This is a genomic window from uncultured Bradyrhizobium sp. (genome assembly GCF_947648125.1).
GTDB lineage: Bacteria > Pseudomonadota > Alphaproteobacteria > Rhizobiales > Xanthobacteraceae > Bradyrhizobium.
This window is the reverse complement of sequence record NZ_CANSMR010000011.1, coordinates 191547-217113: the sequence shown is the minus strand read 5'-3', so window position 1 is coordinate 217113 and position 25567 is coordinate 191547. Positions and strand designations below refer to the sequence as shown.

Sequence of the window (25567 nt, the reverse complement as noted above, 5' to 3'; positions counted from 1 at the left end):
AAATTCATTTCGGGTTGGCGGATTTGCGCGGCTTCGGTGGCGGCGGCGGAGGCGCGGGCTCGGCAGGCGGGCTCGGATTGTTGTCGCCGAGCTTGTCCAGATACATCACGACATTGCCTTCGAATCGCACAAGCTCGCCGCTGTTGTAGATCCTGAGGCGGTCGGCGGTCAGCGTGCCTTCGAGCAGCTTGACGTCGACATGCTCGTCCGACGACACGTTGCCCTTGTTGATGTCGACGAAGGCCTGCGTCAGCTTGGCCTCATAGCCGGTGGACGACTGCAGGAAGATATCCTGGCGCAGGTCGAGCAGCTGCTTCTTGTTGTCGAAGAAGCCGGTGCGCGCATCCATCGTCACCGTCGACTGATCCTGCTGCGCCACCTTGGCGCGGATCGTCTTCAGCTCGACATGATCGGGATCAGTGACGTCCTGGATCGCCGCCTTGGCCCACATTTCATAGGGCCGGCCGTCGGCCGAGAAGCCGGCGATATGCGGTGATTCCATCGTGATCTTGGTGCCTGACACGACGAGATTATCCATCTCGACCGGCAACTTGGGGATCAGTTCGCGGAATGGATTGTAGACCGAGACGAAGATGATCGAGGCCATCGACAGCCCCACCACCACTGGCACCGCGATGCGCAGGATCCGCACCATGCGGCTGTGCCGCGCGGCAGCGGCAAAGCGCGCCTCGAGGCCCGTGACATAGGCTGGATTCTGAACCGAATTCACCTGAGCTCCAGAGGCGCGGAATTGCCCCTATTCTAGCCGGAGCCGCCCCAATATGCAGCCCGGACCTCGCGTCGCGCCCCCCCAAGCCGACTTCGACCCGGACCACGCGTGAACAGTTTGGCCGAAACGGGGCGGAACCGGCCCTGCTGCGACGAATTCGGCGCCCATCATGAACGGGCGAAATCACGAATGGGCGAAAATATCCTCGGCCTCCCAGCCGTCGAGATCGAGTCTCGCGCGCGTCGGCAGGAAATCGAAGCAGGCTTTCGCGAGATCAGTGCGTCCCTCGCGCGCCAGCATGACATTCAGCTTGTCGCGCAGCGCATGCAAATGCAGCACGTCGGACGCGGCATAGGCGAGCTGCGCCTCGCTCAGGCTTTGCGCACCCCAGTCGCTCGACTGCTGCTGCTTCGACAATTCGACGTTCAACACTTCGCGCACCAGATCCTTCAGGCCATGGCGGTCGGTGTAGGTGCGCGACAGGCGCGAGGCGATCTTGGTGCAATACACCGGAGCCGGCATCACGCCGAACGTGTTGTAGAGCACCGCGACGTCGAACCGCGCGAAATGGAAGATCTTGGTGATCGCAGGATTCGCGAGCAGCGCCTTCAGGTTCGGCGAGTCGGTGTGTCCCTTCGGAATCTGGATCACGTCGGCGGTGCCGTCGCCGTTCGACATCTGCACCACGCAGAGCCGGTCACGATGCGGATGCAGTCCCATTGTCTCGGTGTCGATTGCCACTGAATCGGTGTAGCGGGACAGATCAGGCAGGTCGCCGCGATGCAGGCGGATGGTCATGCTGTCAAAAACCTCGTCGAATCGCTCTCGGGACAAGCTATCGTTCAATTCCCCGACAGGCGAGCGTGCATCAAGCCTTGTTGCGCCTCGACTTTAAAGCCCATCAAGGCGGAACGCCGGCAACGCGAACCTCATTGTGCACGCACAGATGGTTCAGGGTTTAGCGCCATTGTGCAGCGGAGACAATGGCTTGGGCAGTCCACAGCGCCCACGCAAGCGCGCCATCATTGCCAGCTGACGCGCAGCCCGAACCGGCCGGTGATGTCGTCGCGACGGGTGCTATCCACCGAGGTCGTGTAACCCGCGCTCGCATAGGCGCTGATTGTGCGATTGAGCTGCGCGGTAACGCCGGCGCCGATCTCGACGGCGGTGCCGCGGCTTTGCACGCCGATCAGATCCGTGGTGGCGAAAGCGATGCTGCGGTCATTGGCAGCCGTGTGCCAGAGATTGGCCTCGAGATAGGGACGCAGTTCGGCGGTGCCGACAATGAAGGTCGCGGGAACGCGCACGCCGAGCCGGCCGGTCAGCGTGTCGGCGCTGCCGGGCGCGACGCTGGAGAAGATGTCGTGGAAGCTGTCGAACGACTGGCGCTGCCAGATCAGTTGCGCCTGCGGCTCGATCGCGAGGAAGTGGTTCAGCTGTAGCGGCACGCCGGTTTCCAGCGACGCCGCGACGCCGGTGCCGGACACAAGCGCGCCGACCTGACGATCCGACTGCGGGCTTGCACCGTAGAAGCTGCCCATCAGCACGGCGTCGACATACCAGCCTGAGGGGCCGATATGGGTCCAGTAGCCGCCGACATTCTGGCTGTCGATCGAGAGCGTGCCGGTGCGGACGTTGTTCATGCCGAGCGCGAAGCCGTTGACGGTGCCGCTGGCCCAGCCATACGCATAGAAGAAGCCCGCACGATCATGATGCCCGGGCGCGGATTCAAAGCGCAGGATATCGAGGCCGACCTGCACGCCGGCCATGGTGCCGTCGAAGGAAGGGCTGACCGTGCCGGCCCAGCTCTGCGAGCTGTGCGAGCCGTATGCGCGTGCCCATGCCGCCGGCTGTTCGCCGCCACTCGTCAGCAAAGCTTGATCGCCCTGGCGCTGATGGAAGGTGCCGAGCGTCGCGAGCCCGAGCTTCTGCGCGACCTGCGGCAACGCCGAGTAGACTGCGACCTCCTCGCGGTAGAGCTCGACCGGCGCGGCGCCTGCCGGCGGCGGCGTCAGCGACGACAGGTCCTCTGCCGGCAGCATCGCGGGCGGCGGCACCACGTTGGGCGATGCCGGTGGCGTTGGTGCGGGTGCAGCCGGCGGCGACGGCGACGATGTGCCGGGCAAGAGCTGCGAGCGCAAATACCAATTGTCGGCGCTGCCTGCGGAGACGCCGCCGCGAAACAGCAGATATTCGTGGGCGCCGGCAACGACGGCGTTGGAGAGGCCGAATGCGCCTGGGGCCGTGCTGCCGCCGTTGACGGCTTGCACCACCATGATGCCATCAGAGGTGGTCAGCGCGCCGGCGCCGCCGGCATTGGTGACGGTCACCGCGGTCGAGCCCGACGCATTGCCGCCGGAGATGACCAGCCGATCCGACGGCGAACCGTCGCCGCCGAGCACGGTGCGCAGATAAAGGCCGCCGCCATTGCCGACATAGTTGCCTGCAATCGTCAGGCTGTTCGCTGCGGTGGCGCCGCCATTGGTGAGGTTGATCACGCCGGCGTTGGTGACGGTGACCGGCGGCCCGCCCGGAAACGACGTGATCGACGGATTGGCGCCGTTACCGGCCAGCAGGCTGGTGCCGGCCGCGATCGAGACATTGCCGGTGAGCGAGGTCTGCAGCGTCAGCGAACCGCTGTTGATGAAGGTGTTGGCGAAGGTGCCGGTGCCGGCCCAGGTCCAGTCAGTGCCTTCCATCGTCAGCGTCTGGAATCGCGCGAATGCATTGTCGGCCGTGCCGCTGCCTTGCAGCCGCACCTGGTTGTTGCCGCCACCGCCATCGGCAAGGCCGACAATCTGCGAGCCGGTTTGCAGGATCATCGTCACCGCCCCGCCGCCGCCCGCGAGCGCCGTGCCGCTGTTGCCGGCGATCAGACCGGCATTAACGATGGTGGTGGCGCCGTTGAGCGTGCGGATCGCGGGTCCGGACTGGCTGATGATCTTGCCGCCGGCGAGGTTCTCGATTCGCGCGGTGAACGACGAACCGGCAGTGTTGGAGAACACACCGTCAGCATTGACGCCGCGCGCCTCGATGGTGCCGCTGTTGCGCAGCACGGCAGCATTACCTTGCATGAAGACGGTGTTGTTGGCGGTGCCGCCGGCATCGCCGCCGGTCGTCAGCAGCGTGCCGGTGTTGGTGATGGTCATGAATTGTCCGGCGGAGAAGATCGCACGCGCGCCGGCGCCGGCGGTGGTGATGGTGCCGCTGTTGGTGAAGGTGTTGCTGTCGCCGGTCTGCACGTACATGCCGTGCGACTGCGGGCCCTGGGTCGTGATGGTCCCGGTATTGATCAGCGTATTGTTGTTGTGCTGCGTGAGACCGGTGATGGCGAGCCCGCGCGAGGTGCCGTTCTGCGTCGTGATCGTGCCGTTGTTGATCAGCGTGTTGCCGTTGCTGCTGGCGGCGATCGCATTGCTGCCGGCGCCGGTGGTCGTGATCACGCCGGACGTGCCGTTGGTGAAGACGTTGCCGTCGCCGCTGCCGAAGATTCCAGTGCCGCCGCCGCTGATGGTCAGCGTGCCGTTGTTGGTGGCGGTGCTGCGGGAGACAAGGCCGATCGCGGTCGCACCGGCGCCAGGCGTGATGGCGGCGCCTTGCAGCACGTTCACGATGACGTTCGAGCTGCCGGCTGCGGCCTGCACGCCTGCGGGAGAGGGATTCGGCGCCGTGGTTGAGCAGGTCACCGTCTGACCGCTCACCGGCGCGAGACTGTCGCAGGCGGCGAACGCCTGCGAGGCCGACAAAAGACAGCCGCCACCCAGAGTGCACGACAGGATCGCCGCGAGCCGCGATGAAACCATGCCCATCTCCAACCTCGGCGCGAACCCGACCCCCCGGCCTCACGCCACCCGTTACCCCCTGCCCCACTCTCAGCGTCGGCTGATCCGCTCCGTTCAAGCTTGAGACGATTTGCAGCGATCTGTTGCGTCATCGCCACAGACGGAACCATGAGCTGTATCATCGTGATTCACATCCTTGACGTGCGTACGCTTTCGAGATTGTGAAGTACAGCACTCACCCGTTGCAACTATTGATCGACACAACCGGAAACAATCGTCTCGATGTGCCCGCCGGCCGCATTCTCGCGCCAGTTTTGGTGCGGGACGCACGGCCAAGCCACTCATCGATCTCTCGATTTCGATGGAACTGTTGCCCGCGCGCCCCATGAAATCCGGCTGCGTCCTCCCTATCTGTTGCCGGCCCACACCCTTCAGTGAAATGAGCCTCATGTCGGAACAGACCATCGCCGCGCCGATCGACGAGCCGCAGGAACGCGGCTTTTCGCGCTATCAATCGTTCCTGATCGCGCTGCTTGCGTTCACGCAGTTCACGCTGATCCTCGACTTCATCATCATGTCGCCGCTCGGCGCCATCCTGATGCCGTCGCTCAACATCACGGCCGGGCAGTTCGGCGTCGCGGTCTCGGCCTACGCCTTCGCGGCGGGCATTTCCGGCATCCTCGCCGCCGGCTTTGCCGATCGCTTCGACCGCAAGCGGCTGTTGCTGTTCTTCTATGTCGGCTTCACGCTCGGCACCGTGCTGTGCGCACTGGCGCAGAATTTCCATGTGCTGCTGCTCGGCCGCATCGTCACCGGCCTGTTCGGCGGCGTGATCGGCTCCGTCGTGCTCGCCATCGTCACCGACCTGTTCCCGCTGCATCTGCGCGGCCGGGTGATGGGCTTCATCCAGACCGCGTTCGCCGCGAGCCAGGTGCTCGGCGTGCCCGCCGGACTTTTCCTGGCCAATCACTGGAACTGGCACATCTGCTTCGTGGCCATCGTCGGCCTGTCGATTGCGGCGATCGCCACCATCGCGCTGGTGATGGAACCGGTCGACGGGCACCTCAAGCTTCAGCACGACAGCAACCCGTTCCAGCATTTGATCGCAACCGTCGCGCAGCCGCGCTACACGCTTGCCTTTTTGGTCACGACGCTGCTGGCCACCGGCGGCTTCATGCTGATGCCGTTCGGCAGCGCCTTCACCGTGCACAATCTCGGCATCGACATCGTCCATCTGCCGACGATCTATCTGGTCTCCGGCCTATTCAGCATCCTGATGGGACCGCTGGTCGGCCGCGCCAGCGATGCGTTCGGCAAATATCCGACCTTCATCTTCGGCTGCGTGGTGTCGGCCATCATGGTGCTGATCTACACCCACCTCGGCCACGTCTCGCTGCTGACCGCGATCGTGGTCAATGTGCTGATGTTCGTCGGCATCTTCTCGCGCATGATCCCGTCGCAGGCGCTGATGTCGGCGATCCCCGATGCCAGCCAGCGCGGCTCATTCAGCGCCATCAGCGCGTCGGTGCAGCAATTGTCAGGCGGCTTGGGCTCGGTGGCTGCCGCCGCGATCGTCGCCGAGAATCCGGGCGGCTCGCTGCTGCATTTCGACCGGATCGGCTACGTCGTCATAGCGAGCTCGATGATCTCGATGATCGCAATGTATTTTGTGCAGAAGCCGATCGCGCGGCGGGCGGGACGGCGGGTTGTGTGAAGGCAGATTGTTTGCCGGGTACAGGCGTTTCAGGCGTTGTTCCTGATTCTATGATATGCAGCTGCGATGGTGGATCACGTCGAGCGGCCCGGCATTATCGAGATCGCTATCGAGCCCAAAACGAAGGCCGATAGGGCGAAGCTCGATGCTGCACTCGCCGAGTTGGCCGCGAAGGATTCGTCCTTTTGCGTATCGACCGATCACGAATCCGGCCAAACCATCCTGAAAGGTGTCAGCGAGCTTCACCTCGACAACAAGATCGAGGCCCTCAAGCGCGTCTACAATGTCGACGCCAATATCGGCGCGCCGCAGGTAGCGTTCCGCGAGCGTGTGACCAAGCGCGTCGAGCACAGCTACACTCACAAGAAGCAGAGCGGCGGTACCGGCCAGTTCGCGGCCGTCACCCTGATCGTCGAACCGAACGAAGCCGGCAAGGGCTTCGAGTTCGAATCGAAGATCGTCGGCGGTGCGGTGCCGAAGGAATACATACCAGGCATCGAAAAGGGTCTTGAGAGCGTGCTGTCCTCCGGCGTCGTCGCGGGCTTCCCGGTCGTCGACGTCAAGGTGCAGCTGATCGACGGCAAGTTCCACGACGTCGACTCGTCGGTGCTGGCCTTCGAAATCGCGGCGCGCGCCTGCTTTCGCCAGGCGCTGCAGATGGGCAGGTCCGTTCTGCTCGAACCGATCATGAAGGTCGAAGTGGTGACGCCGGTGGACTACCTTGCCGTAGTCACACACGATTTGAACCTGCGGCGCGCCAAGTTCGAGAGTCAGGGCATCAACCGCAACGGCGTCGTTCTAGGCGCGAAGGTGCCGCTCATGAACATGTTCGGATATCTGAACAGCCTGCACTCAATCAGCCGCGGACGCGGAGCCTTCGCCATGCAGTTCGACCACTATGCCGAAGCACCGCCCAACGGTGGCGGCGATCCGCCATTTCGGCCTGCGGTGGGGATGCGCCCAAGTTGACCCAGCTCAGCACTTCCGGAAGGCACAACTTGGCGACACCCGCTCAATTCCTGAATCTGGACCTGGTTCTGAAGTCGAACTCGGATCTCGGTGCGCTCGTCGCGCATCTGGACCAAGGGGTGTTCGTCGTCTTGCACCAGGAATTTGAACGGCAGTTTCTCCTCGTCCTCGAGCTCGCCAGCGACGAGCCCGCCCAGGATCCGCGGTCGCGCACAGAACAGTTCCTGGCGATCATTGATGCGCTTCCCGACGCGATGCGTGCGCTCTGGGAGGGCTGCACCTCGCGGACCTTCTCCTACGGATTTGAGGGAGGATGCGATGGTGCCGCGCTGGACACGACGATCCCGGCTGACTTGGTGCTCCGGATAGGACAGGCCGACGCTGAGATCGGGATCACGGTGTATCCGCATCGGCCCAGTTGAAGCGGGACCGATCGCTGGAGCAAGGCAGAACGCAAAGTGGCCTGCCGGCGTGATCAACAGTCCCCGCTCGACCCTCGCGGGTTACGGCTTCGCCGCACCCACCCTCCGGATACCAAGCGATTTCAATCGCTTAAAAAGGGGGTGGTGCCCAGGAAAGGACTCGAACCTTCACGGCCGTTAAGCCACTGGCACCTGAAGCCAGCGCGTCTACCAATTCCGCCACCTGGGCATGTGGAGCGGCTTAGTAAGGATCGGTTACGCGCTTGTCAAATTCGCGATTGAAAATTCAAATAGCCTGTACAGGGTTGGGCTGATGGCGTATCGCGAGAGGCACTAAATACGCCCAATCGCTCTCGAATCCGGCAGGAATGGACCTCATGGCATCGAACCTGGAAACGCTCGTCACGGTATTCGGCGGATCCGGATTTCTGGGACGGAACGTGGTCCGGGCGCTCAGCAAGCGCGATTACCGCGTGCGAGTCGCGGTGCGGCGGCCTGAACTGGCCGGCCATCTGCAGCCGCTCGGCCGCGTCGGGCAGATTCATGCCGTCCAGGCCAATGTGCGCTACCCGGCCTCGGTCGAGGCGGCGATGCGTGATTCGCATATCGCCATCAACCTGGTCGGCATCCTGGCCGAGGGCGGCGGGCAGAGTTTTGACGCCGTGCAGGTGAAGGGCGCCGAGACCATCGCCAAGGCGGCAGCCGCCGCCGGCGCCCGCATGGTCCATGTCTCGGCGATCGGCGCCGATAAGGATTCGCTGTCGGGCTATTACCGTGCCAAGGCGGAAGGCGAGCAGGCGGTGCAGGCGGCCCTGCCGCAGGCCACCATCATGCGGCCGTCGCTGCTGTTCGGGCCCGAGGATCAGTTCACCAACCGCTTTGCGGCGCTGGCGCGGATGTCGCCGGTGCTGCCGCTGGTCGGCGGCGGCCTCAACAGGCTGCAGCCGGCCTATGTCGCCGACGTCGCCGATGCCGTGGCCGATGCCGTCGACGGCAAGGCGAAGCCGGGCGCGACCTACGAGCTCGGCGGGCCGGAAGTGCTGACCATGCGCGAGGTGATGCAGATCATCCTCCAGATCACCCAGCGCGACCGTATGCTGGCGCCGCTGCCGTTCGGCATCGCCAAGCTGCAGTCGTATGTCCTGCAATTCGCGCCGGGGCCGTTCACGCTGACCCCGGACCAGGTCGCGATGCTGCGTTCGGACAATGTGGTGTCCGACGCCGCCAAGGCCGCTGGTCTCACTTTCGCCGGCCTCGGCATCACGCCCGATTCGATCGAAGCGATCGCCCCGCAATATCTCTGGCGCTTCCGCGCCACGGGCCAGTTCCAGAAGAAGAGCGCGTAGGCTCGCTCCACTTGTCGTCTCGGCCAAGCCAACGGGTCGCGCGAATGCGCGCCCGATGACAGGCTCCGCGCGAGCCGGGACCCATAACCACGAATGCCTGAGGCGTAGAACGCTGGGGCCACAGCTCTTCGCGACTGAAAGAGCTGTGGTTATGGGTCCCTGCTTTCGCAGGGACGACGGAGGAGCGCGCCTTACCTTCCCATCGCCAGCGCGATCAGGCCGAGCGTGCCGACGATGACGCGCCACCAGGCAAAGAAGGTGAAGCCGCGGCGGGTCACGAAGTTGAGGAAGGCCCGCACCACGATCATCGCCGTGATGAACGACACCACGAAGCCGACCGCGATCACGCTGAGATTGTCCGACGTGAAGTCGCCGCGGTTCTTGTAGAAATCATAGGCGAACGCGCCGACCATGGTCGGGATCGCGAGAAAGAACGAGAACTCCGCCGCCGAGCGCTTGTCGGCGCCGAGCAGCATCGCGGCGACGATGCTGGCGCCGGAGCGCGACACGCCGGGGATCATCGCCAGGCATTGCGCGACGCCGATCCAGAAATACATCAACAGCGGGAACCGGGTCGCGTCGTCCTCGTACACCTTGAGATCGAGCTGATCGACCCAGAGCAGGACGGCGCCGCCGACGATCAGCGTGAAGCAGACCACCCACGGATTGAACAGGAATTCCTTGATGTATTTGCCAGCGATCAGGCCGATCACGACCGCGGGCAGGAACGCCACCAGCACGCCGATCACGAAGCGACGGTCGTCGGGATTGGAGAACATGCCAAGCGCGACGCGCCACAATCTGGTGAAGTAGAGCACGAGGATCGCAAGGATCGCACCGAGCTGAATCAGGATCGCGAAGCTTTTCCAGAAATTGCCTTCGCCGAGATTGAAGAAGCGTTCCGCGAGCAGCAGGTGGCCTGTCGAAGAAACCGGCAGGAACTCCGTGACGCCCTCGACGATGCCGAGAATCACCGCCCGCAGCATATCCGTCATCATGATCTGATCTGCCCTGTGTGGAAAACCGAATTCTTCTCGCTTATTCGCACATAGGCCGCAATCGCAAAGAATCGTCAAACAATGGGTTACCCGGCCGATTTGCTGGGCTATAGCGTTTTTGTGACCCGCACCATCTGCGGGGGTGGCTACCGGTTTGCGTGCCGACGCGACATAGAGACGAGCGGAACTGGTCCGGCCAATTCACAGGTCAGGTCACACAGGTTGATGGTTTCTTAAGCGCCACGACACTACCAAGGGCTTCATGTATACGCTGTATCACCATCCGTTCTGTCCGCATTCGCGCTTCATTCGCCTCGTGCTCGGCGAGTATGGCCTCGATCTGCGCCTGGTGGAGGAACGGGTCTGGGAGCGGCGCGAGGCGTTCCTGGCGCTCAATCCGGCGGCAAACACGCCGGTCCTGATCGCCGAGGGCTTTCCGCCGATTCCGGGGGCTCCCGTGATCGCCGAATATGTCGACGAGACACATGGCCCCGATGCCGGCGAACGTCGGTTGTTGCCGACCTCGACGGCCGAGCGCGTTGAGGTGCGCCGGCTGATGGCGTGGTTCAACGAGAAATTCTTCGAGGAAGCCTCCAACCCGCTGGTGACCGAGCGGATCTACAAGCGCTTCATGAGCGAGGACAATGGCGGCGGCCCGCCGGCACCCGACATCATGCGCGCCGCCAAGGTCAATGTGCGCTATCATCTGAGCTATATCGGCTGGCTGGCGAAGACGCGGAACTATCTCGCCGGCGACCGCCTCACCTACGCGGATCTCGCCGCCGCGGCGCATCTCTCGGCGATCGACTATCTGGGCGACGTGCCATGGAGCGAGGACGACGCGGCAAAGGCGTGGTACGCGCGGGTGAAATCCCGCCCGTCGTTCCGCCCGCTGCTCAGCGAATGGCTGGCGGGGGTGCCGGCGTCGCGCACCTATGTGGACCTCGACTTCTGAACCAGACGGTCCGGCTCTCTCCGTCCGATCTCAAGGCAGCGCTCGGGCGCGAGGCGCGTGCGCTGGGCTTCGATGCCATCGGCTTCACCACGCCCGATGCGACGCGCGAGGCCGGAAAGCATTTCCTCGCGTTTCTCGGCTCCGGCGGCCATGGCGAGATGGACTGGCTCGCGGCCAGTCCGGAGCGGCGCACGGACCCGCGCGTGCTGTGGGGTGGCGTGCGCTCGATCATCATGCTCGGCGTCAATTACGGGCCCGATGACGATCCGCTCGATATTCTCGCGCGCCGATCGCAGGGCGCGATCTCGGTCTATGCGCAGGGCGACGACTATCACGACGTGATCAAGAAGCGGCTGAAGATTCTGGCGCGCTGGCTCACTGCTGCGACCGGCGACGAGGTGAAAGTGTTCGTCGACACCGCCGCGGTCATGGAGAAGCCGCTCGCACAGGCAGCCGGCATCGGCTGGCAGGGCAAGCACACCAATCTGGTGTCGCGCGAATTCGGCTCGTGGCTGTTTCTCGGCGCGATCTATTCCGCGACCGAGCTGCCGCGCGACGAGGGCGAAGCCGATCATTGCGGCAGCTGCCGCGCTTGCCAGGACATTTGTCCAACCGCGGCGTTTCCCGCTCCTTACAAGCTCGATGCGCGGCGCTGCATCTCGTATCTGACGATCGAGAACAAGGGTCCGATCCCGCACGAATTCCGCAAGGCCATCGGCAACCGCATCTATGGCTGCGACGATTGCCTCGCGGTGTGTCCGTGGAACAAGTTCGCGATGGCGGGCCGCGAGCAGAAGCTTGCGGCGCGCGATGCGTTGCGCGCGCCTATGCTCGCCGATCTCGCGCGGCTCGACGATGCCGCGTTTCGCGCGCTGTTCACGAAATCGCCGGTCAAGCGCATCGGCCGCGACCGCTTCATTCGCAATGTGCTGATCGCGATCGGCAATTCCGGCGAGGCAAACCTTGCCGGCGAGGCGCGGCGCTTGCTCGACGACGCAAGCCCGCTGGTGCGCGGCGCCGCGGTGTGGGCGCTGTCGCAGCTGATCGCCCGCGATGAATTCACGGCGCTGGCGTCGCGCGCCGGCGGCGAGCCCGACGTCACGGTGCAGCAGGAGTGGCGCGCGGCAGCCGCCTCTTGATTTCATCGCGGCGTTCCCGTCATGGTCAGCAACCATGACAAACCAGCCCTTCTTCACCAGACATGGCGACGGCTTCATGCCGACGTCAGTTGCGAACGGACCGTGGAGTCCGGAATCGATGCATGGCCGCGTCGTGATCGGCCTGCTCGGCTTCGCCATCGAGGAGCGCCACGGCTCCGACGATTTCGTCCCGGCACGGCTCACGGTCGACATGTTTCGGCTGCCCAACATCACGACGCCGGTCGAGGTGAGGACCAAGCTCGTGCGCGACGGGCTCCGCATCAAGGTGATCGAGGCCGAGTTTTTATCCGGCGGCACCAGCATGGCGCGCGCCTCCTGCCAGTTGTTGCGCAGGACGGAAAATGCGCCCGGCAATGTGTGGTCGCCGCCGAACTGGAACGTGCCGGCGCCCGCTGACATTCCGAAGCCGGCCGATCCGAGGCTCGGCATGAACGGCAAATGGGAGACGCGGCCGATCGTCGGCTACATGGGTTCGCTCGGCGAGCGAAGGCTCTGGATGAGCGAAGTCCGCGAGCTCGTCGCGGGCGTGAAGATGACGCCGTTCGTCCACGTCGCGACCGGCGCGGATTTCGCGAGCCCCTTCGCCAATGCCGGCGATCAGGGCCTCGGCTACATCAACAGCGACGTCACGATCTATCTGCACCGCTTGCCGGTGAGCAACTGGATCGGCTTCGAGGTCGTCAACCATCACGCCACCGACGGCATCGCGATCGGCGAGTGCTGGCTCTATGACGAGCAGGGCCCGATCGGTACGTCTACCGTGGCGGCGCTGGCCCAGCGCAAGCCGATGACCAATCCACCGCCGCCGTAGGTCCTCACAACCGTCATTGCGAGCGAAGCGAAGCAATCCATTTGCCCGCGCATGCGGTGGCATGGATTGCTTCGTCGCTTCAGCGCAAAATTGCTTTGCAATTTTGTCGCGAGCTCCTCGCAATGACGGCGAACTACTCGGCCAAATGCCGCTGCATCTCCGGCCGCGCCCTCAGCGCAGCACCCTGCTTGCCGACGATCTTGGCGATCCGCTCCGGCGCGAAGTTCAGATCGACGAAGGCCGGCGCGGTGTTGGCGACCTCGTGGTACTCCGTGATCTTGCCGTCGCGCAGCCGCATGATCGCGACACCCTCGAACATCGCACGCGCCCCCTTGGCTTCCGGCAAGGTCGAACGGTAGCTGAACGTGTAGCGCGCGTAGAGCGTTGCGCCGTCAGTGACGGGGTCGTGCATCACCCAGCGGAAATCGGTCGCGGTCCGGTAGAACCAGTCGTCGATCATCTCGGCGATTTTGGCGTGGCCCTCGAACGCGCCGTAGAACACGTCGTGGTAGACGCCGTCCTCGGTGAAGAGACTTGCGAAGGCCTTGCCGTCGCGCCGTTCGACCGCGTCGCAGAACGCGCGCAGCATCGTCGTCGTGTTCATTGGCTTCTCCCTGTGCAGGGAGCTTAGCCGATCTCCGCCACCGCGGCGATGATCCGCGCGATGTCCTGCGGCCGCGACAGGCGGTGATCGCCGTCCTGGATCATGGTCAGCACCACGTCCTCGGCCGGCAGGCGATGCACCAGCGCGAAGGCGTGCTTCCACGGCACGTCGGGATCCTGCGCGCCCTGCAGGATACGCACCGGGCAGCCGACGTCGATCTTGCTTCCGAGCAAAAGGTGGTTGCGGCCCTCCTCTATCAGATTGCGGGTGATCGGATAGGGCGAGCCGTCGCCATATTCGGATGGCCTGAGCCACACGCCCTTGGTCTCGATCTCGGCGCGGATCTCCGGAGAGAAGCCCTTCCACATCAATTCCTCTGTGAAGTCGGGCGCCGGCGCGATCAGCACGAGGCCGGCGAGCTGCGCCTTCGCGTTCCCGCGACGCATGATCTCGCGCGCCAACAGCAACGCCATCCAGCCGCCCATCGAGGACCCGATCACGACCTGCGGCCCGCGGCAGAATTGCGAGAACACGGCGACGCTCTCCTCGAGCCAGCGGCCGATGGTGCCGTCGGCGAACTCGCCGCCGGATTCGCCGTGGCCGGAATAGTCGAACCTGACGCAGCCGCGGCCGTGCTCGGCGGCCCATGCATCGAGCGCGATCGCCTTGGTGCCGGTCATGTCGGACTTGAAGCCGCCGAGCCAGAACAGCCCCGGCGCACCAGTTGTGCTGCCGGGGCCGCTGGCTGCCCGGGCGCGCACCGCGATCCGGCGCGTCCCGCTGCCCTCGCCTACCTCGATGAAGGCGGGTTCCTGTTCGGATGTGGCGGCTTGGCTCATGGTTCGGTCACTCGCGTGTCAGAGATCTGCTTTTCAATCGTGGCGCGGCAGCGGTCAACGGCGGCAGGCCCGCCTTGCAGAGCAGGCGCGCTCGCTATATGTGCCGGGCGTGGCCAAAATGCCTCGCAATTGACGGTTTTGCCGCGTAAAAGAGCGAGTTCGCTTGCCCGTCGCAGCGTCTTGCTTCAAAATATCCGCCTTCCCTTTCACAACTTTGGAGAGTTACCCATTCGCCGTCCCAATAGAGCCCCGCCCACAGTCGCAAAAGACGGGCCGCGCACCAATGATGAGATTCGCAACGCGCAAATCCAGCTGATCGATGCCGACGGTGTCAACCAGGGCACCGTCGAAACCATGGTGGCCATCAAGTTGGCTATGGAAGCCGGCATGGACCTCGTCGAGATTTCGCCGAATGTCAGTCCTCCGGTCTGCAAGATCATGGACTACGGCAAGTACAAATATTCCGCGCAGAAGAAGGCCGCCGAAGCTCGCAAGAAGCAGAAGGTCGTCGAGATCAAGGAGATCAAGCTCCGCCCGATGATCGACGATCACGACTATGACGTGAAGATGCGCGCAATGCAGCGCTTCTTCGAGGAAGGCGACAAGGTCAAGATCACCTTGCGCTACCGCGGTCGTGAGATGGCGCACCAGGAGATCGGCACCAAGCTCTTGGACAAGGTGAAGGCCGACGTTGCCGAGTTCGCCAAGGTCGAGCAGGACGCGAAGTTCGAAGGCCGCCAGGTCGTGATGGTGCTGGCGCCGCGCTAGTTCGAATTAGTCGCTTTGCTGAAAATGGAGCAGCCCGTCAGACCCTCTGGCGGGCCGTTTCATGTCTGAGGAGCTCCCGTAGCCCGGATGGAGCGCAGCACGATCCGGGGGCGGTGCGTCCGCCGCTCGACCTGCCCCGGATTTCGCTTCGCTCCATCCGGGCTACGGCTCCGTAGTTTGGCTACCTGAAACGTTGCAAAACCGCCGATCCTCTGTCATAAGCCGGGCCTTCGCCGCCCGGCTGATCAAGGGCTGCCGTGGCGACGTTTCAGTGCAGGTTCTTTCAATTCGGAAAAAACCACAGCACTTTCAACGCTCTAACGAGCATTTTAGCCGGCCGAACGCCTCTTTGGGCGATATTCGTGTTGGGCGACAGGAGAGCTAAATGCCCAAGTTGAAGACCAAGTCGGGCGCTAAAAAGCGCTTCAAGGTGACCGCCACTGGCAAAGTCATGCACGCCCAGCGCGGCAAGCGCCACGGCATGATCAAGCGGACGAAGAAGCAGATCCGTCAGCTCCGCGGCACCCGCGTGCTGTTCAAGACCGACGGCGACAACGTCAAGAAGTACTTCTTGCCGAACGCCTGATCGCGCTCATCCGCTTGAACCCGGCCGCGTCTCGCGCGGCGCCCCGTCACTTCTTCTAGATCTCAAGGATTTCCGTCATGTCTCGCGTCAAACGCGGTGTGACCTCTCACGCCAAGCACAAGAAAGTCTTCAAGGCCGCCAAGGGCTATTACGGCCGCCGCAAGAACACCATCCGCACTGCCAAGCAGGCCGTCGAAAAGGCCGGCCAGTACGCATTCCGCGACCGCAAGCGCAAGAAGCGCACCTTCCGCGCGCTCTGGATCCAGCGCATCAATGCCGCGGTCCGTCCGTTCGGCATGACCTACAGCGTGTTCATCAACGGCCTCTCCAAGTCGGGCGTCGTCGTCGACCGCAAGGTGCTGTCGGATCTCGCGATCCACGAGCCGGTTGCGTTCCAGGCGATCGCCGAGAAGGCCAAGGCTGCGCTGGCTGCCTGATCCCGTTAGCGGGACTTCTTAGCGGGCCTTGGCGCCCGCTTTCAGCGCCTTCTGCGAATAGCGCTGGGCGACCTGCGCCCGGCAGAACGCCGTAAACGAGATGTACATGGTGCCGGATTCGTTCCGGTACTTGCGGTCGCAGACCTGCATCTCGTGCTGATACGCCCGCTTCGGCGCGCCTTTGAGGCCGGACAGGAAGTCCGCCTCGCATTTCTTCTCGACCACGGCACCGAACTGGACGTCTCCGCTGGCGCCGTATTCGCACGCCTCGAAGATCTTCATCGCGCGGTTGCAGCTCGGCGCCTTCTCCAGCACCGCGATGATGTCGTCCATCTGGGTCGATTTGGCGGGACATTGCTCGGTCGCGGCATGCGCCGTACCGAGCATGAACAGGACGGCCGGCACGGCCAGGCAAGATCGCAGCAACATCGCGTGGGTCTCCTTGAACTCCCCTTGGGTAGCCCGACCTCCGCGCGGGGTTCAATGCCGCCGGCCACAAGCCCGAAATGACCGGCTTTTTGCTTGACGTTACGGCCTTCGGGCGGCGACAACCCAGCCGAATTTTGGCGCGTGGTCCGGAAGCCGGCTCTTCCTACCGGATCATGCTCAGCGCAGGAATTGACCGTGTCCGACCTCGCAACGCTCGAAACATCCATCCTCGACCAGATCGCCTCGGCCGCTGACGAGGCCGCCCTCGAGGCGGTGCGCGTCGCAGCGCTCGGCAAGAAGGGCTCGATCTCGGCCTTGCTCGCCACCCTCGGCAAGATGTCGCCGGAGGAGCGCAAGACCGAGGGCGCCAAGATCAACCTCGCCAAGGACGCGGTGACGCAGGCGCTCGCGGCCAGGCGCGACGTGCTGAAAGCGGCCGCGCTCGATGCACGCCTTGCAGCCGAGACCATCGACGTCACGCTGCCGCTGCGCGAGACGCCGGCGGAGACCGGCCGCATCCATCCGCTGAGCCAGGTCTGGGACGAGCTCACCACGATCTTCGCCGATATGGGCTTTGCAGTCGCCGAAGGTCCCGATATCGAGACCGACGACTACAACTTTACAAAACTGAACTTCCCGATCGGCCATCCCGCACGCGAGATGCACGACACCTTCTTCTTCAATCCGAAGGAAGACGGCACGCGCATGTTGTTGCGGACCCACACCTCGCCGGTGCAGGTGCGCACCATGCTGACCCAGAAGCCGCCGATCCGCGTGATTTGCCCGGGCCGCACCTATCGCATCGACTCGGACGCGACCCACACGCCGCAATTCCACCAGGTCGAAGGCCTCGTGATCGACAAGGGCTCGCATCTCGGTCACCTCAAGTGGATCCTGCACGAGTTCTGCAAGGCGTTCTTCGAGGTCGACCACATCAACATGCGGTTCCGGCCGTCGTTCTTCCCGTTCACCGAGCCGTCGCTCGAGGTCGACATCCAATGCCGCCGCGATAAGGGCGAGATTCGCTTCGGCGAGGGCGAGGACTGGATGGAGATCCTCGGCTGCGGCATGGTGCACCCGAACGTGCTGCGCGCCTGTGGCATCGATCCCGACGTCTACCAGGGCTTTGCCTGGGGCATGGGCATCGACCGCATCGCGATGCTGAAATACGGCATCGCCGACCTCCGCCAGCTGTTCGAGAACGACATCCGCTGGCTCAACCACTACGGCTTCAAGCCGCTCGACATCCCGACCATCGCGGGAGGATTGAGTACGTGAATCCAACTCCCGCTGCCATCGCGGAGAGAGCCCCCTCCCTGCCCCTCCCCCGCAAGCGGGAGAGGGAATGGATAGGGTGTGCTCGCGTGGATACGAAGATTCCATCGTCGCGAACGGTCGAACTCCCTCTCCCGCTTGCGGGGGAGGGCTGGGGTGGGGGTATCTCCGCAAAGGGGCTGCCGATGGTCGATCCTGAACATCCGGATTGGAAAGTCTCCCAGAGACTGCGTTCTAACGCACGCGCTCTTCGCAGGAACTCGACCGACGTGGAGCGAATCCTCTGGTCAGAGCTGCGCGGCAATCGCCTGAACGGCACAACCTTCCGCCGCCAAGTGCCAATCGAAAACTACATCGCCGACTTCGTCTGCCATGCAGCCAAGTTGGTGATCGAGCTCGACGGCGGTCAGCACTTTTCGGACGAAGGCGAGCGCGCCGATGCCGCGCGCTCGGTCATCATTGAAGCGAAAGGCTTCAAAGTGCTTCGCTTCAGCAATCACGACGTCCTGACAAATCGGGAAGGCGTCCTCGAAACAATTGCCGCTGCCATCGCGGAGAGAGCCCCCACCCTGACCCTCCCCCGCAAGCGGGAGAGGGGACCGGAGAAGTCATCGTCATGAAGTTCACCCTCTCCTGGCTGAAGGAACATCTCGAGACCGACGAGCCGCTCGACAAGCTCGCCGACAAGCTCACCATGATCGGGCTTGAGGTCGAGAACATCGAGGACAAGGCGAAGGCGCTCGCGCCGTTCACCATCGCGCGCGTGATCTCGGCCGAGCAGCATCCGAATGCCGACCGGCTGCGCGTCTGCATGGTCGACACCGGCGACGGTGGCGTGCCGGTGCAGGTGGTGTGCGGTGCGCCGAATGCGCGTGCCGGGCTGATCAGCGTGTTCTCGCCGCCCGGTACCTACATTCCCGGCAAGGACATCACGCTCGGCGTCGGCACCATCCGCGGCGTCGAGAGCCGCGGCATGCTATGTTCGGCAGCCGAATTGCAGATCTCCGAAGACCACGACGGCATCATGGAGTTGCCGGCCGACGCGCCGCTCGGCAAGGGCTATGCCGACTGGGCCGGGCTCGGCGATCCCGTCATCGAAATCAATTTGACGCCGAACCGGCAGGACTGCACCGGCGTGCACGGCATCGCGCGCGACCTGTCCGCCGCCGACATGGGCAAGTTCAAGGACCCGGGCATCAGGCCGATCAAAGGCGAATTCCCCTGCCCGGTTCAGGTCAAGGTGGAAGACGTCGCGTTGTGTCCGGGCTTCGCGCTACGGCTGGTGCGCGGCGTGAAGAACGGTCCGTCGCCGGAATGGCTGCAGAAGCGGCTGACCTCGATCGGCCTGCGCCCGATCAACGCGCTGGTCGACATCACCAACTTCATGACCTACGACCGCGCACGTCCGCTGCACGTGTTCGACGCCAGGAAGGTGACGGGCAACCTCACCGTACGACGCGCGAAAGATGGCGAGACGCTGCTCGCGCTCGACGGCCGCACCTACACGCTCGACAGCAATGTCTGCGTGATCGCGGACGAGCACGGCGTCGAATCACTTGCCGGCATCATGGGCGGCGAGGCCTCGGGCTGCGACGACAACACCACGGACGTGCTGATCGAATCGGCGCTGTGGAACGAGATCAACATCGCGCAGACCGGCCGCAAGCTCGGCATCAATTCGGATGCGCGCTACCGCTTCGAGCGCGGAGTCGATCCGGCCTTCATGGTGCCCGGGCTCGAGCTCGCGACCAAGCTGGTGCTGGAGCTGTGCGGCGGCACGCCGTCCGAGAACGTCGTGGTCGGCAAGCAGTTCGGCGAGGATCGCGTCATCGATTTCCCGCTCAGCGAGGTCAAGCGCCTTGCCGGCATCGAGGTGCCGCTGGTCGAGGTGAAGCTGATCCTCACCCGGCTCGGCTTCATGCTGGCCGGCAACGGCCCCGTCGTGAAGGTCGCAGTCCCGTCCTGGCGCACCGACGTGCAGGGCAAGGCCGACATCGTCGAGGAGATCGTGCGCATCGTCGGCGTCGACAAGGTGCCGATGACGCCGTTCGATCGTGGCGAAGAGCCGCGCAAGCCGGTGCTGACACCGATGCAGCAGCGCACCCGCCGCGCCAAGCGCGCGCTCGGCGTCCGCGGCCTGGTGGAGGCCGTGACCTGGTCGTTCATCACCAATGACGCGGCAAAACTGTTCGGCGGCGGCCAGAGCGAGCTCGTGCTCGCCAACCCGATCGCGGCCGATCTCTCCGACATGCGGCCGAGCCTGCTGCCCGGCCTCGTCGCGGCGGCTCAGGCCAACATCAACCGCGGCTACCCCGATGTCGCGCTGTTCGAGGTCGGCCAGGTGTTCCGTGGTGACCGCCCGGAAGACCAGCTCGTGGCCGCCTCCGGCGTGCGCCATGGCTACGCCTCGTCGAAGGGAATCGGACGGCTCTGGACCGGCTCGGCCACGGCCGATGCGATGGATGCCAAGGCCGACGCTTTCGCCGTGCTGGCGGCGGCCGGCGCGCCGATGCAGGCGCTGCAGATCGTGCCGGGCGGTCCCGCCTGGCTGCATCCGGGACGTTCCGGCACCATCCAGATCGGCCCGCAGAACGTGCTCGGATATTTCGGCGAGCTGCATCCGCGTGCCGCCGAGGCGCTCGGCGCCGACGGTCCGATGCTCGTGTTCGAGGTCATCCTCGAGCGCATCCCGCAAGGCAAGCAGAGGGCGACGCGCGCCAAGCCGGTACTGGAGTTCTCGGCGTTCCAGCCGGTGTCGCGTGACTTCGCCTTCATCGTCGACCGCAGCGTCAAGGCCGGCGACATCGTTCGCGCGGCGCAGAATGTCGACAAGAAGCTGATCGCGGACGTGACCGTGTTCGACGTCTACGAAGGCAAGGGCATCGATCCCGACAAGAAGTCGATCGCAATCGCAGTGACGATCCAGCCGCGCGAGAAGACGATGACCGACCAGGAGATCGACGCCGTCGCCGCCAAGGTGGTCGCCGAGGTGACCAAGAAGACCGGCGGCACGCTGCGGGCGTGAGCCGCAACGCAGGCTGCGCGACTCCCTCTCCCGCTTGCGGGGGAGGGTTGGGGGTCTCTCCACCAAGGGACTATTCGGAAGGGGCAGATTGCTCTGACGACGACTGCGCGCGGAGCAGCGAAATTAGTGCATCACCTTGAAATCACCAACGCGGCGCGAGCCCCCACCCTAACCCTCCCCCGCAAGCGGGGGAGGGAATTGATGGAACGTGCGCTTGCCGCGCGATTGGCCCCCTTTCTCTCGCCCCTCCCATGACCTCCTTCACCCTGCTCCCCTCCGACATCTCGACCAGCATCGCGCTTGCGATCTGCGCGATTGCCTTCGTGTCGGGCACGGCGCGCGGCTTCTCGGGCTTCGGCTCGGCGCTGATCTTCATGCCGCTGGCAAGCAGCGTGGCAGCGCCGCGGCTGGTGGCCGCGCTGCTGCTCATCATCGATTTCGTCGCCGCCACGCCGCTGCTGCCGAACGCCTGGACCCATGCCGATCGCAAGGCGACCGCGGTGATGGTGGCAGGCGCGCTGGTCGGCGTTCCGATCGGCACCTATTTCCTGACCGTGCTCGAGCCGGTGACCACGCGCTGGATCATCTCCTGCTTCGTCGCGGCGCTGCTCGTGCTGCTGCTATCGGGCTGGCGCTACCACGGCAAGGATCACGCTGCGCTCTCGATCGGCGTCGGCGGGCTCTCCGGCTTCTGCAGCGGCCTCGCGCAGACCGGCGGCCCGCCGATCGTCGCCTACTGGCTGGGCCGCCCAATCTCGTCGGTGATCTCGCGCGCCAACATCGTGCTGTTCTTCGGGGCCTCAGATTTCTTCTCGCTGGTCAGCTACTGGTTCACCGGATTGATCACGATCGAATCGGTCAAGTTCTCGCTGATCGTCGGCCCGATCTACGGCATCGGCGTCTGGTTCGGCGCTTCGCTGTTCGGCAAGGCCAGCGAGCAGGTGTTTCGCGCGATCTGCTACGCGCTGATTGCCGCGGCCGTCATCGTCGGCCTGCCGGCGCTTGATGGCATTTTGCGTGGCGGGTAGGGTCGCGTTCAGAATAAGAACGAGGGCGGGAACACCATGATCGATCGCCGCAATGCATTGAAACTGGCGCTCGGCAGCGCTGCACTGCTCGCAGCACCTGCGGTACGCGCGCAAGGCACGAAGCCGCGCACCCGGATCGTGTTCCTCGGCACCAGGGGCGGGCCGCGGATCGGCATCGGCGCCTCCAACCCCGCCAATCTCGTCGTCGTCAACGACACGCCGTTCGTGATCGATTGCGGCATGGGCGTCAGCCGGCAGCTGGTCAACGCCGGCGTGCCGATCCCGTCCGTGAAGTACATCTTCATCAGCCATCACCATTCCGATCACAATCTGGAATACGGCAATCTGTTCTACAACGCCTGGGCGGCCGGGCTCTCGACGCCGATCCATTCGTTCGGTCCCAAGGGCATCGAGGCGATGACCAAGGAATATTGGGAGCTGAACAAGTTCGACGTCGAGACCCGGATCGCGGACGAAGGCCGGCCCGATCCCCGCAAACTGCTGATCGCCAAAGACATCACCGACGACGGCGTGGTCTTGAAGACGCCTGACGTCACCGTCACCGCGTTCCGCACGCCGCATCCGCCGATCACGGACAACTTCGCCTACAAGTTCGAGACGCCCGACGGCACGATCGTGTTCTCCAGCGACACCGCCTACAATCCGAAGCTTGCCGAATTCGCCAAGGACGCCGACGTGCTGGTGCACGAATGCCTCTACATTCCCGCGGTCGATCGCCTGGTCGCGAAGACCAAGAACGGTGCGACGCTGAAGAAGCATCTGCTCGACAGCCACACCTCGACCGAGGACGTCGGCCGCATCGCCGCCGCCGCCGGCGTGAAGACGCTGGTGCTAAGCCATTTCGTCCCCGGCGACGACCCTGATGTCACCGACGACGACTGGACGAGAGACGTGAAGACGAATTTCAAGGGCCGCATCGTGATCGCCAAGGATCTGATGGAGCTGAAGCTGCCGGTGTGAAGGCGACGCAACAAACTCGCCGTCGTCCCGGGCAAGCGAAGCGCGACCCGGGACCCATAACCACAGGCGATCATTGCGGCGCAACGCTGGGGCCACAGCTCGCTTCCGCAATTAAGTTCAGTGGTTATGGGTCCCTGCTTTCGCAGGGACGACATCGGTTGTCAGGTGGCACCCTACCCGAACATCTACCCGCGATGCCCAGTCTACCCAATCATCAATTCGTCGGCCCGGCAGAGCGCGGCGCGCGGTGCTTGCGCTTTGCCGCAGGCGCTGCGGGCTCCGGCGTCGCATCCTTCACCCCGCCGATCCTGCGCAGCGCGGCATCGGCGGCGCGCTCGCCGCTTTCCCAGGCGCCGTCGACCGTGCCCCACAGCGTCTCATGCGTGGCCTCGCCCGCGAGATACATCGCGCCGATCGGCTCGGACAGGATCCTGCGGGAAAACTGCGCGCCGGGTACAGCTGCCGACATCGCGCCGAGGATGAAGGGCTGTGCATTCCAGCGCGTCGCGCTGGTCTTCTTCACGGCGGCGCCGACCTCGCTGCCATAGAGTTTGCTCAGCCACTCCACCGCGAAAGCAGCCATCGCCTTCTCGCCCTGCGCGGACAGATCGCGGCCGAACGAGCCTGCGACGTCGATCGTGCATAGCGAGGAGCCGGCGATGTTGCCGTAAAGCAAAGCCGTCTTGGTCGAATTGCTCTGCTCGATGATGACGTCGTCGCGCGACAGCCCGAGCGGATTGCCGGGGATCTGCAACGCGATGCGATCGTAGCTGCCGAGGGTCAGCTTGGCGGCAGCGTCGAGCGCGCGCTTCGGCAGCTCGGGCGCAAACTTGATATTGCCGCTCGCGAGCACGTTGCTCGACACCGTGACGATGGCGGCGCGCGCGATGATCTTGCCGGAGGGCGTCTCGACCATCACGTCGCGATTGCTCCACAGGATGCGCTGCGCCGGCGTCGACAGCGCCAGCGGAAGCTGCTCGCCGAGCTTCGCGATCAGCGCACCGAGCCCCTGCCGGCAGGCGATCGCGGTGTTGCGATCCTGCGCGCGCACCTTGTCAACGGCCGAGAGGTCCTTCAGATCCTTGCCGCTGAAATTGGCGCCGAGCAGGAACTCCGCGGTGCCGGCCCAATCGCCGAGATCCTTCGGCATGGCTGCGGCGCAGGCGATATCGGCCTTGCGCGAAGCGTCGTCGATGGCACGATTGGCGCGCACCAGCGCCGCCAGAAACTCCTCGGTCTCGCCGGGGCGGGCATAGCGGCGGCCGATGCGAATCTTCTGGCCCGCGGGCGCCGTAACGATGTCGAGGCCCGCGGCGCGCGCCAGCCGGATCATCGGATTGGTTTCGGGATTGTGCATCCAGCGCGCACCGCGGTCGAACGGCACGTCGAAGGTCGAGGCATCGGTCTGACAGCGACCGCCGACCTGGCCGGACGCTTCCACCACGATCACCTTGCGGTTCGCGGCGGCGATCCGTCGCGCCGCGGCAATGCCCGCGGCACCTGCGCCGATCACGACGATGTCGGCCTCGCGCGGCAGCGGCGCAGCGACAACCCTGCCGCCCAGTACGGGTGCCAGCGCAAGAGCTGCGGACGCCGACAGGATATCGCGGCGGGTCACTGTCATGACTTAGCTTCTGGCATGGTTTCCGGGGACTTGCAGAGAATGGGAACGCTTCGCGAACTGTGCCGCATCTCACCGACCGCAGCAACCTTCATGGTAAATCAATCATGATTGATCCGCTGATGGCATGAACTAAATTGCAACGGCTTGCGACCATGATTAAGTGAACGGAAGCGGTCGTAGAACCGCTGGGGGGAATCCATGGGCGTAATGCTCGATACCGTCGGTAAATGGATCGCGGGGTACCTGCAGAAGGAAGTCCCCGGTTACGAGCCGTTCACACCGAGCGACCCGGACCATCTGCGGGGCATCATGCAGCCCGGCGATGTGCTGCTGGTCGAAGGCAACAACCGGATTTCCGGCATCATCAAATACCTCACGCAATCGACCTGGTCGCATGCCGCGCTGTTCGTCGGACCGATCGACGGTGCGTTCGAGCCTGACGGCGAACAGCATGTGCTGATCGAGGCCAATATCGGCGAAGGCGTGACCTCCGCGCCGCTGTCAAAATACCTGTCCTATCACACCCGCCTTTGCCGACCGGTCGGGCTGTCCTTCGAGGACCGCACCACGGTGTGCCGCTACGCCATCAACCGCATCGGCTTCGGCTACGACACCAAGAACATCGTCGATCTCGCGCGCTTCCTGTTTCCGCTGCCGATCCCGCAGCGCTGGCGGCGCCGCATGATCGCGTTCGGCTCCGGCGATCCGACCAAGATCATCTGCTCGGCGCTGATCGCGCAGGCGTTCGACGCCGTGCGCTATCCGATCCTGCCCAAGATCACGCGTGCTGCGAGCCGCAAGGCGCGCCGCGAGATCCTGCACATCCGCGATTCCTCGCTCTACATGCCGCGCGACTTCGACATCTCGCCCTATTTCGAAGTCGTCAAACCCACCATCGTGCACGGTTTCGACTACACGGCCCTGCACTGGGCCGACAAGCAGAAGCCGCTCCAGGAGGTAGCCGGCGAATTCAGTGTGTTTCCAGAGCACAAGTCGCCGCCGCTCGTTCCTGAAGCGATTGACGAAGAGGCGGCGCTTCCGGCTGCGGAAGTGACTGCAGCGGAAACCGCACCGGTATGACGGG

The 25567-nt window shown here is 64.4% G+C and carries 23 protein-coding genes, 1 tRNA gene and 1 pseudogene; 16 read left to right on the top strand and 9 right to left on the bottom strand.

Features of this window, described 5'->3' with window-relative positions; translation table 11 throughout:
* Positions 1 to 4 precede the first annotated feature (4 nt).
* The 3 genes from lptC to Q0030_RS21145 form a co-directional block, all read right to left on the bottom strand.
* Entirely contained in the window at positions 5 to 730 is a 726-nt protein-coding gene (gene lptC, locus Q0030_RS21155; RefSeq protein WP_298371318.1) for an LPS export ABC transporter periplasmic protein LptC, read from the bottom strand.
* A 183-nt stretch (positions 731 to 913) separates the two neighbouring features.
* Complete coding sequence (locus Q0030_RS21150) at positions 914 to 1528, bottom strand: ribonuclease D (RefSeq protein ID WP_212312608.1); 615 nt, start codon at positions 1526 to 1528, stop codon at positions 914 to 916.
* A 224-nt stretch (positions 1529 to 1752) separates the two neighbouring features.
* Complete coding sequence (locus tag Q0030_RS21145) at positions 1753 to 4533, bottom strand: autotransporter outer membrane beta-barrel domain-containing protein (protein ID WP_298371311.1); 2781 nt, start codon at positions 4531 to 4533, stop codon at positions 1753 to 1755.
* Between the two features lie 427 nt (positions 4534 to 4960).
* Here Q0030_RS21145 and Q0030_RS21140 point away from each other — a divergent pair, with 427 nt between their 5' ends.
* The 3 genes and pseudogenes from Q0030_RS21140 (at position 4961) to Q0030_RS21130 (ending at position 7617) form a co-directional block, all read left to right on the top strand.
* Positions 4961 to 6226, top strand: coding sequence for an MFS transporter (locus Q0030_RS21140; RefSeq protein ID WP_298371309.1), 1266 nt, complete (start codon positions 4961 to 4963; stop codon positions 6224 to 6226).
* Between the two features lie 60 nt (positions 6227 to 6286).
* Positions 6287 to 7195 (top strand): annotated as a pseudogene (fusA, locus tag Q0030_RS21135) (elongation factor G); the annotation flags it as partial.
* 29 nt (positions 7196 to 7224) lie between these two features.
* Positions 7225 to 7617, top strand: a complete 393-nt coding sequence (locus tag Q0030_RS21130; RefSeq protein WP_298371306.1) for a hypothetical protein — start codon at positions 7225 to 7227, stop codon at positions 7615 to 7617.
* Between the two features lie 142 nt (positions 7618 to 7759).
* On the opposite strand, the gene Q0030_RS21125 is transcribed toward Q0030_RS21130, so the two are convergent.
* A tRNA-Leu gene (locus tag Q0030_RS21125) sits at positions 7760 to 7846 on the bottom strand.
* A gap of 148 nt (positions 7847 to 7994) precedes the next feature.
* Here Q0030_RS21125 and Q0030_RS21120 point away from each other — a divergent pair.
* Positions 7995 to 8963, top strand: a complete 969-nt coding sequence (locus Q0030_RS21120; RefSeq protein WP_298371303.1) for a complex I NDUFA9 subunit family protein — start codon at positions 7995 to 7997, stop codon at positions 8961 to 8963.
* A gap of 191 nt (positions 8964 to 9154) precedes the next feature.
* Here Q0030_RS21120 and Q0030_RS21115 read toward each other — a convergent pair whose 3' ends face one another.
* Entirely contained in the window at positions 9155 to 9961 is an 807-nt protein-coding gene (locus tag Q0030_RS21115; RefSeq protein ID WP_298371300.1) for an undecaprenyl-diphosphate phosphatase, read from the bottom strand.
* A 262-nt stretch (positions 9962 to 10223) separates the two neighbouring features.
* Here Q0030_RS21115 and Q0030_RS21110 point away from each other — a divergent pair, with 262 nt between their 5' ends.
* Genes Q0030_RS21110 through Q0030_RS21100 form a run of 3 tightly spaced genes read left to right on the top strand, consistent with a single transcriptional unit; the run spans position 10224 to position 12887 of the window.
* Complete coding sequence (locus Q0030_RS21110; RefSeq protein ID WP_298371298.1) at positions 10224 to 10916, top strand: glutathione S-transferase family protein; 693 nt, start codon at positions 10224 to 10226, stop codon at positions 10914 to 10916.
* A complete protein-coding gene (queG, locus tag Q0030_RS21105) occupies positions 10865 to 12055 on the top strand; it encodes a tRNA epoxyqueuosine(34) reductase QueG (protein WP_298371295.1) in 1191 nt (396 codons plus the stop codon). The genes Q0030_RS21110 and queG overlap by 52 nt, the downstream gene beginning before the upstream one ends.
* A gap of 34 nt (positions 12056 to 12089) precedes the next feature.
* Complete coding sequence (locus Q0030_RS21100) at positions 12090 to 12887, top strand: acyl-CoA thioesterase domain-containing protein (protein ID WP_298371292.1); 798 nt, start codon at positions 12090 to 12092, stop codon at positions 12885 to 12887.
* Between the two features lie 133 nt (positions 12888 to 13020).
* On the opposite strand, the gene Q0030_RS21095 is transcribed toward Q0030_RS21100, so the two are convergent.
* Positions 13021 to 13491, bottom strand: coding sequence for a nuclear transport factor 2 family protein (locus Q0030_RS21095; protein WP_298371290.1), 471 nt, complete (start codon positions 13489 to 13491; stop codon positions 13021 to 13023).
* A 23-nt stretch (positions 13492 to 13514) separates the two neighbouring features.
* Entirely contained in the window at positions 13515 to 14330 is an 816-nt protein-coding gene (locus Q0030_RS21090) for an alpha/beta hydrolase (protein ID WP_298371287.1), read from the bottom strand.
* A 228-nt stretch (positions 14331 to 14558) separates the two neighbouring features.
* Between Q0030_RS21090 and infC the strand changes: the two genes are divergently transcribed.
* The 3 genes from infC (at position 14559) to rplT (ending at position 16121) form a co-directional block, all read left to right on the top strand.
* Entirely contained in the window at positions 14559 to 15098 is a 540-nt protein-coding gene (gene infC, locus Q0030_RS21085) for a translation initiation factor IF-3 (RefSeq protein ID WP_244069057.1), read from the top strand.
* A 385-nt stretch (positions 15099 to 15483) separates the two neighbouring features.
* Complete coding sequence (gene rpmI, locus Q0030_RS21080; protein ID WP_008539890.1) at positions 15484 to 15684, top strand: 50S ribosomal protein L35; 201 nt, start codon at positions 15484 to 15486, stop codon at positions 15682 to 15684.
* Positions 15685 to 15761: 77 nt separating this feature from the next.
* Complete coding sequence (rplT, locus tag Q0030_RS21075) at positions 15762 to 16121, top strand: 50S ribosomal protein L20 (protein ID WP_029081033.1); 360 nt, start codon at positions 15762 to 15764, stop codon at positions 16119 to 16121.
* Positions 16122 to 16139: 18 nt separating this feature from the next.
* On the opposite strand, the gene Q0030_RS21070 is transcribed toward rplT, so the two are convergent.
* The gene (locus tag Q0030_RS21070; RefSeq protein WP_298371282.1) at positions 16140 to 16550 is read right to left on the bottom strand and encodes a hypothetical protein; all 411 of its coding nucleotides are present in this window, start codon (positions 16548 to 16550) and stop codon (positions 16140 to 16142) included.
* A gap of 195 nt (positions 16551 to 16745) precedes the next feature.
* On the opposite strand from Q0030_RS21070, the gene pheS reads away from it, so the two are divergent.
* From pheS to Q0030_RS21045, 5 genes are all read left to right on the top strand, one after another.
* Complete coding sequence (gene pheS / locus Q0030_RS21065) at positions 16746 to 17828, top strand: phenylalanine--tRNA ligase subunit alpha (RefSeq protein ID WP_298371279.1); 1083 nt, start codon at positions 16746 to 16748, stop codon at positions 17826 to 17828.
* 182 nt (positions 17829 to 18010) lie between these two features.
* Positions 18011 to 18445, top strand: a complete 435-nt coding sequence (locus Q0030_RS21060) for an endonuclease domain-containing protein (protein WP_298371277.1) — start codon at positions 18011 to 18013, stop codon at positions 18443 to 18445.
* The gene (gene pheT, locus Q0030_RS21055; RefSeq protein ID WP_298371274.1) at positions 18442 to 20850 is read left to right on the top strand and encodes a phenylalanine--tRNA ligase subunit beta; all 2409 of its coding nucleotides are present in this window, start codon (positions 18442 to 18444) and stop codon (positions 20848 to 20850) included. Before Q0030_RS21060 ends, pheT begins: the two co-directional genes overlap by 4 nt.
* A 251-nt stretch (positions 20851 to 21101) precedes the next feature.
* Positions 21102 to 21878, top strand: coding sequence for a sulfite exporter TauE/SafE family protein (locus tag Q0030_RS21050; protein ID WP_298371270.1), 777 nt, complete (start codon positions 21102 to 21104; stop codon positions 21876 to 21878).
* A 36-nt stretch (positions 21879 to 21914) separates the two neighbouring features.
* Entirely contained in the window at positions 21915 to 22859 is a 945-nt protein-coding gene (locus Q0030_RS21045; protein WP_298371268.1) for an MBL fold metallo-hydrolase, read from the top strand.
* Positions 22860 to 23073: 214 nt separating this feature from the next.
* On the opposite strand, the gene Q0030_RS21040 is transcribed toward Q0030_RS21045, so the two are convergent.
* The gene (locus Q0030_RS21040; protein ID WP_298371265.1) at positions 23074 to 24483 is read right to left on the bottom strand and encodes an NAD(P)/FAD-dependent oxidoreductase; all 1410 of its coding nucleotides are present in this window, start codon (positions 24481 to 24483) and stop codon (positions 23074 to 23076) included.
* A gap of 198 nt (positions 24484 to 24681) precedes the next feature.
* On the opposite strand from Q0030_RS21040, the gene Q0030_RS21035 reads away from it, so the two are divergent.
* A complete protein-coding gene (locus Q0030_RS21035; protein WP_298371262.1) occupies positions 24682 to 25563 on the top strand; it encodes a YiiX/YebB-like N1pC/P60 family cysteine hydrolase in 882 nt (293 codons plus the stop codon).
* Positions 25564 to 25567: the final 4 nt, after the last annotated feature.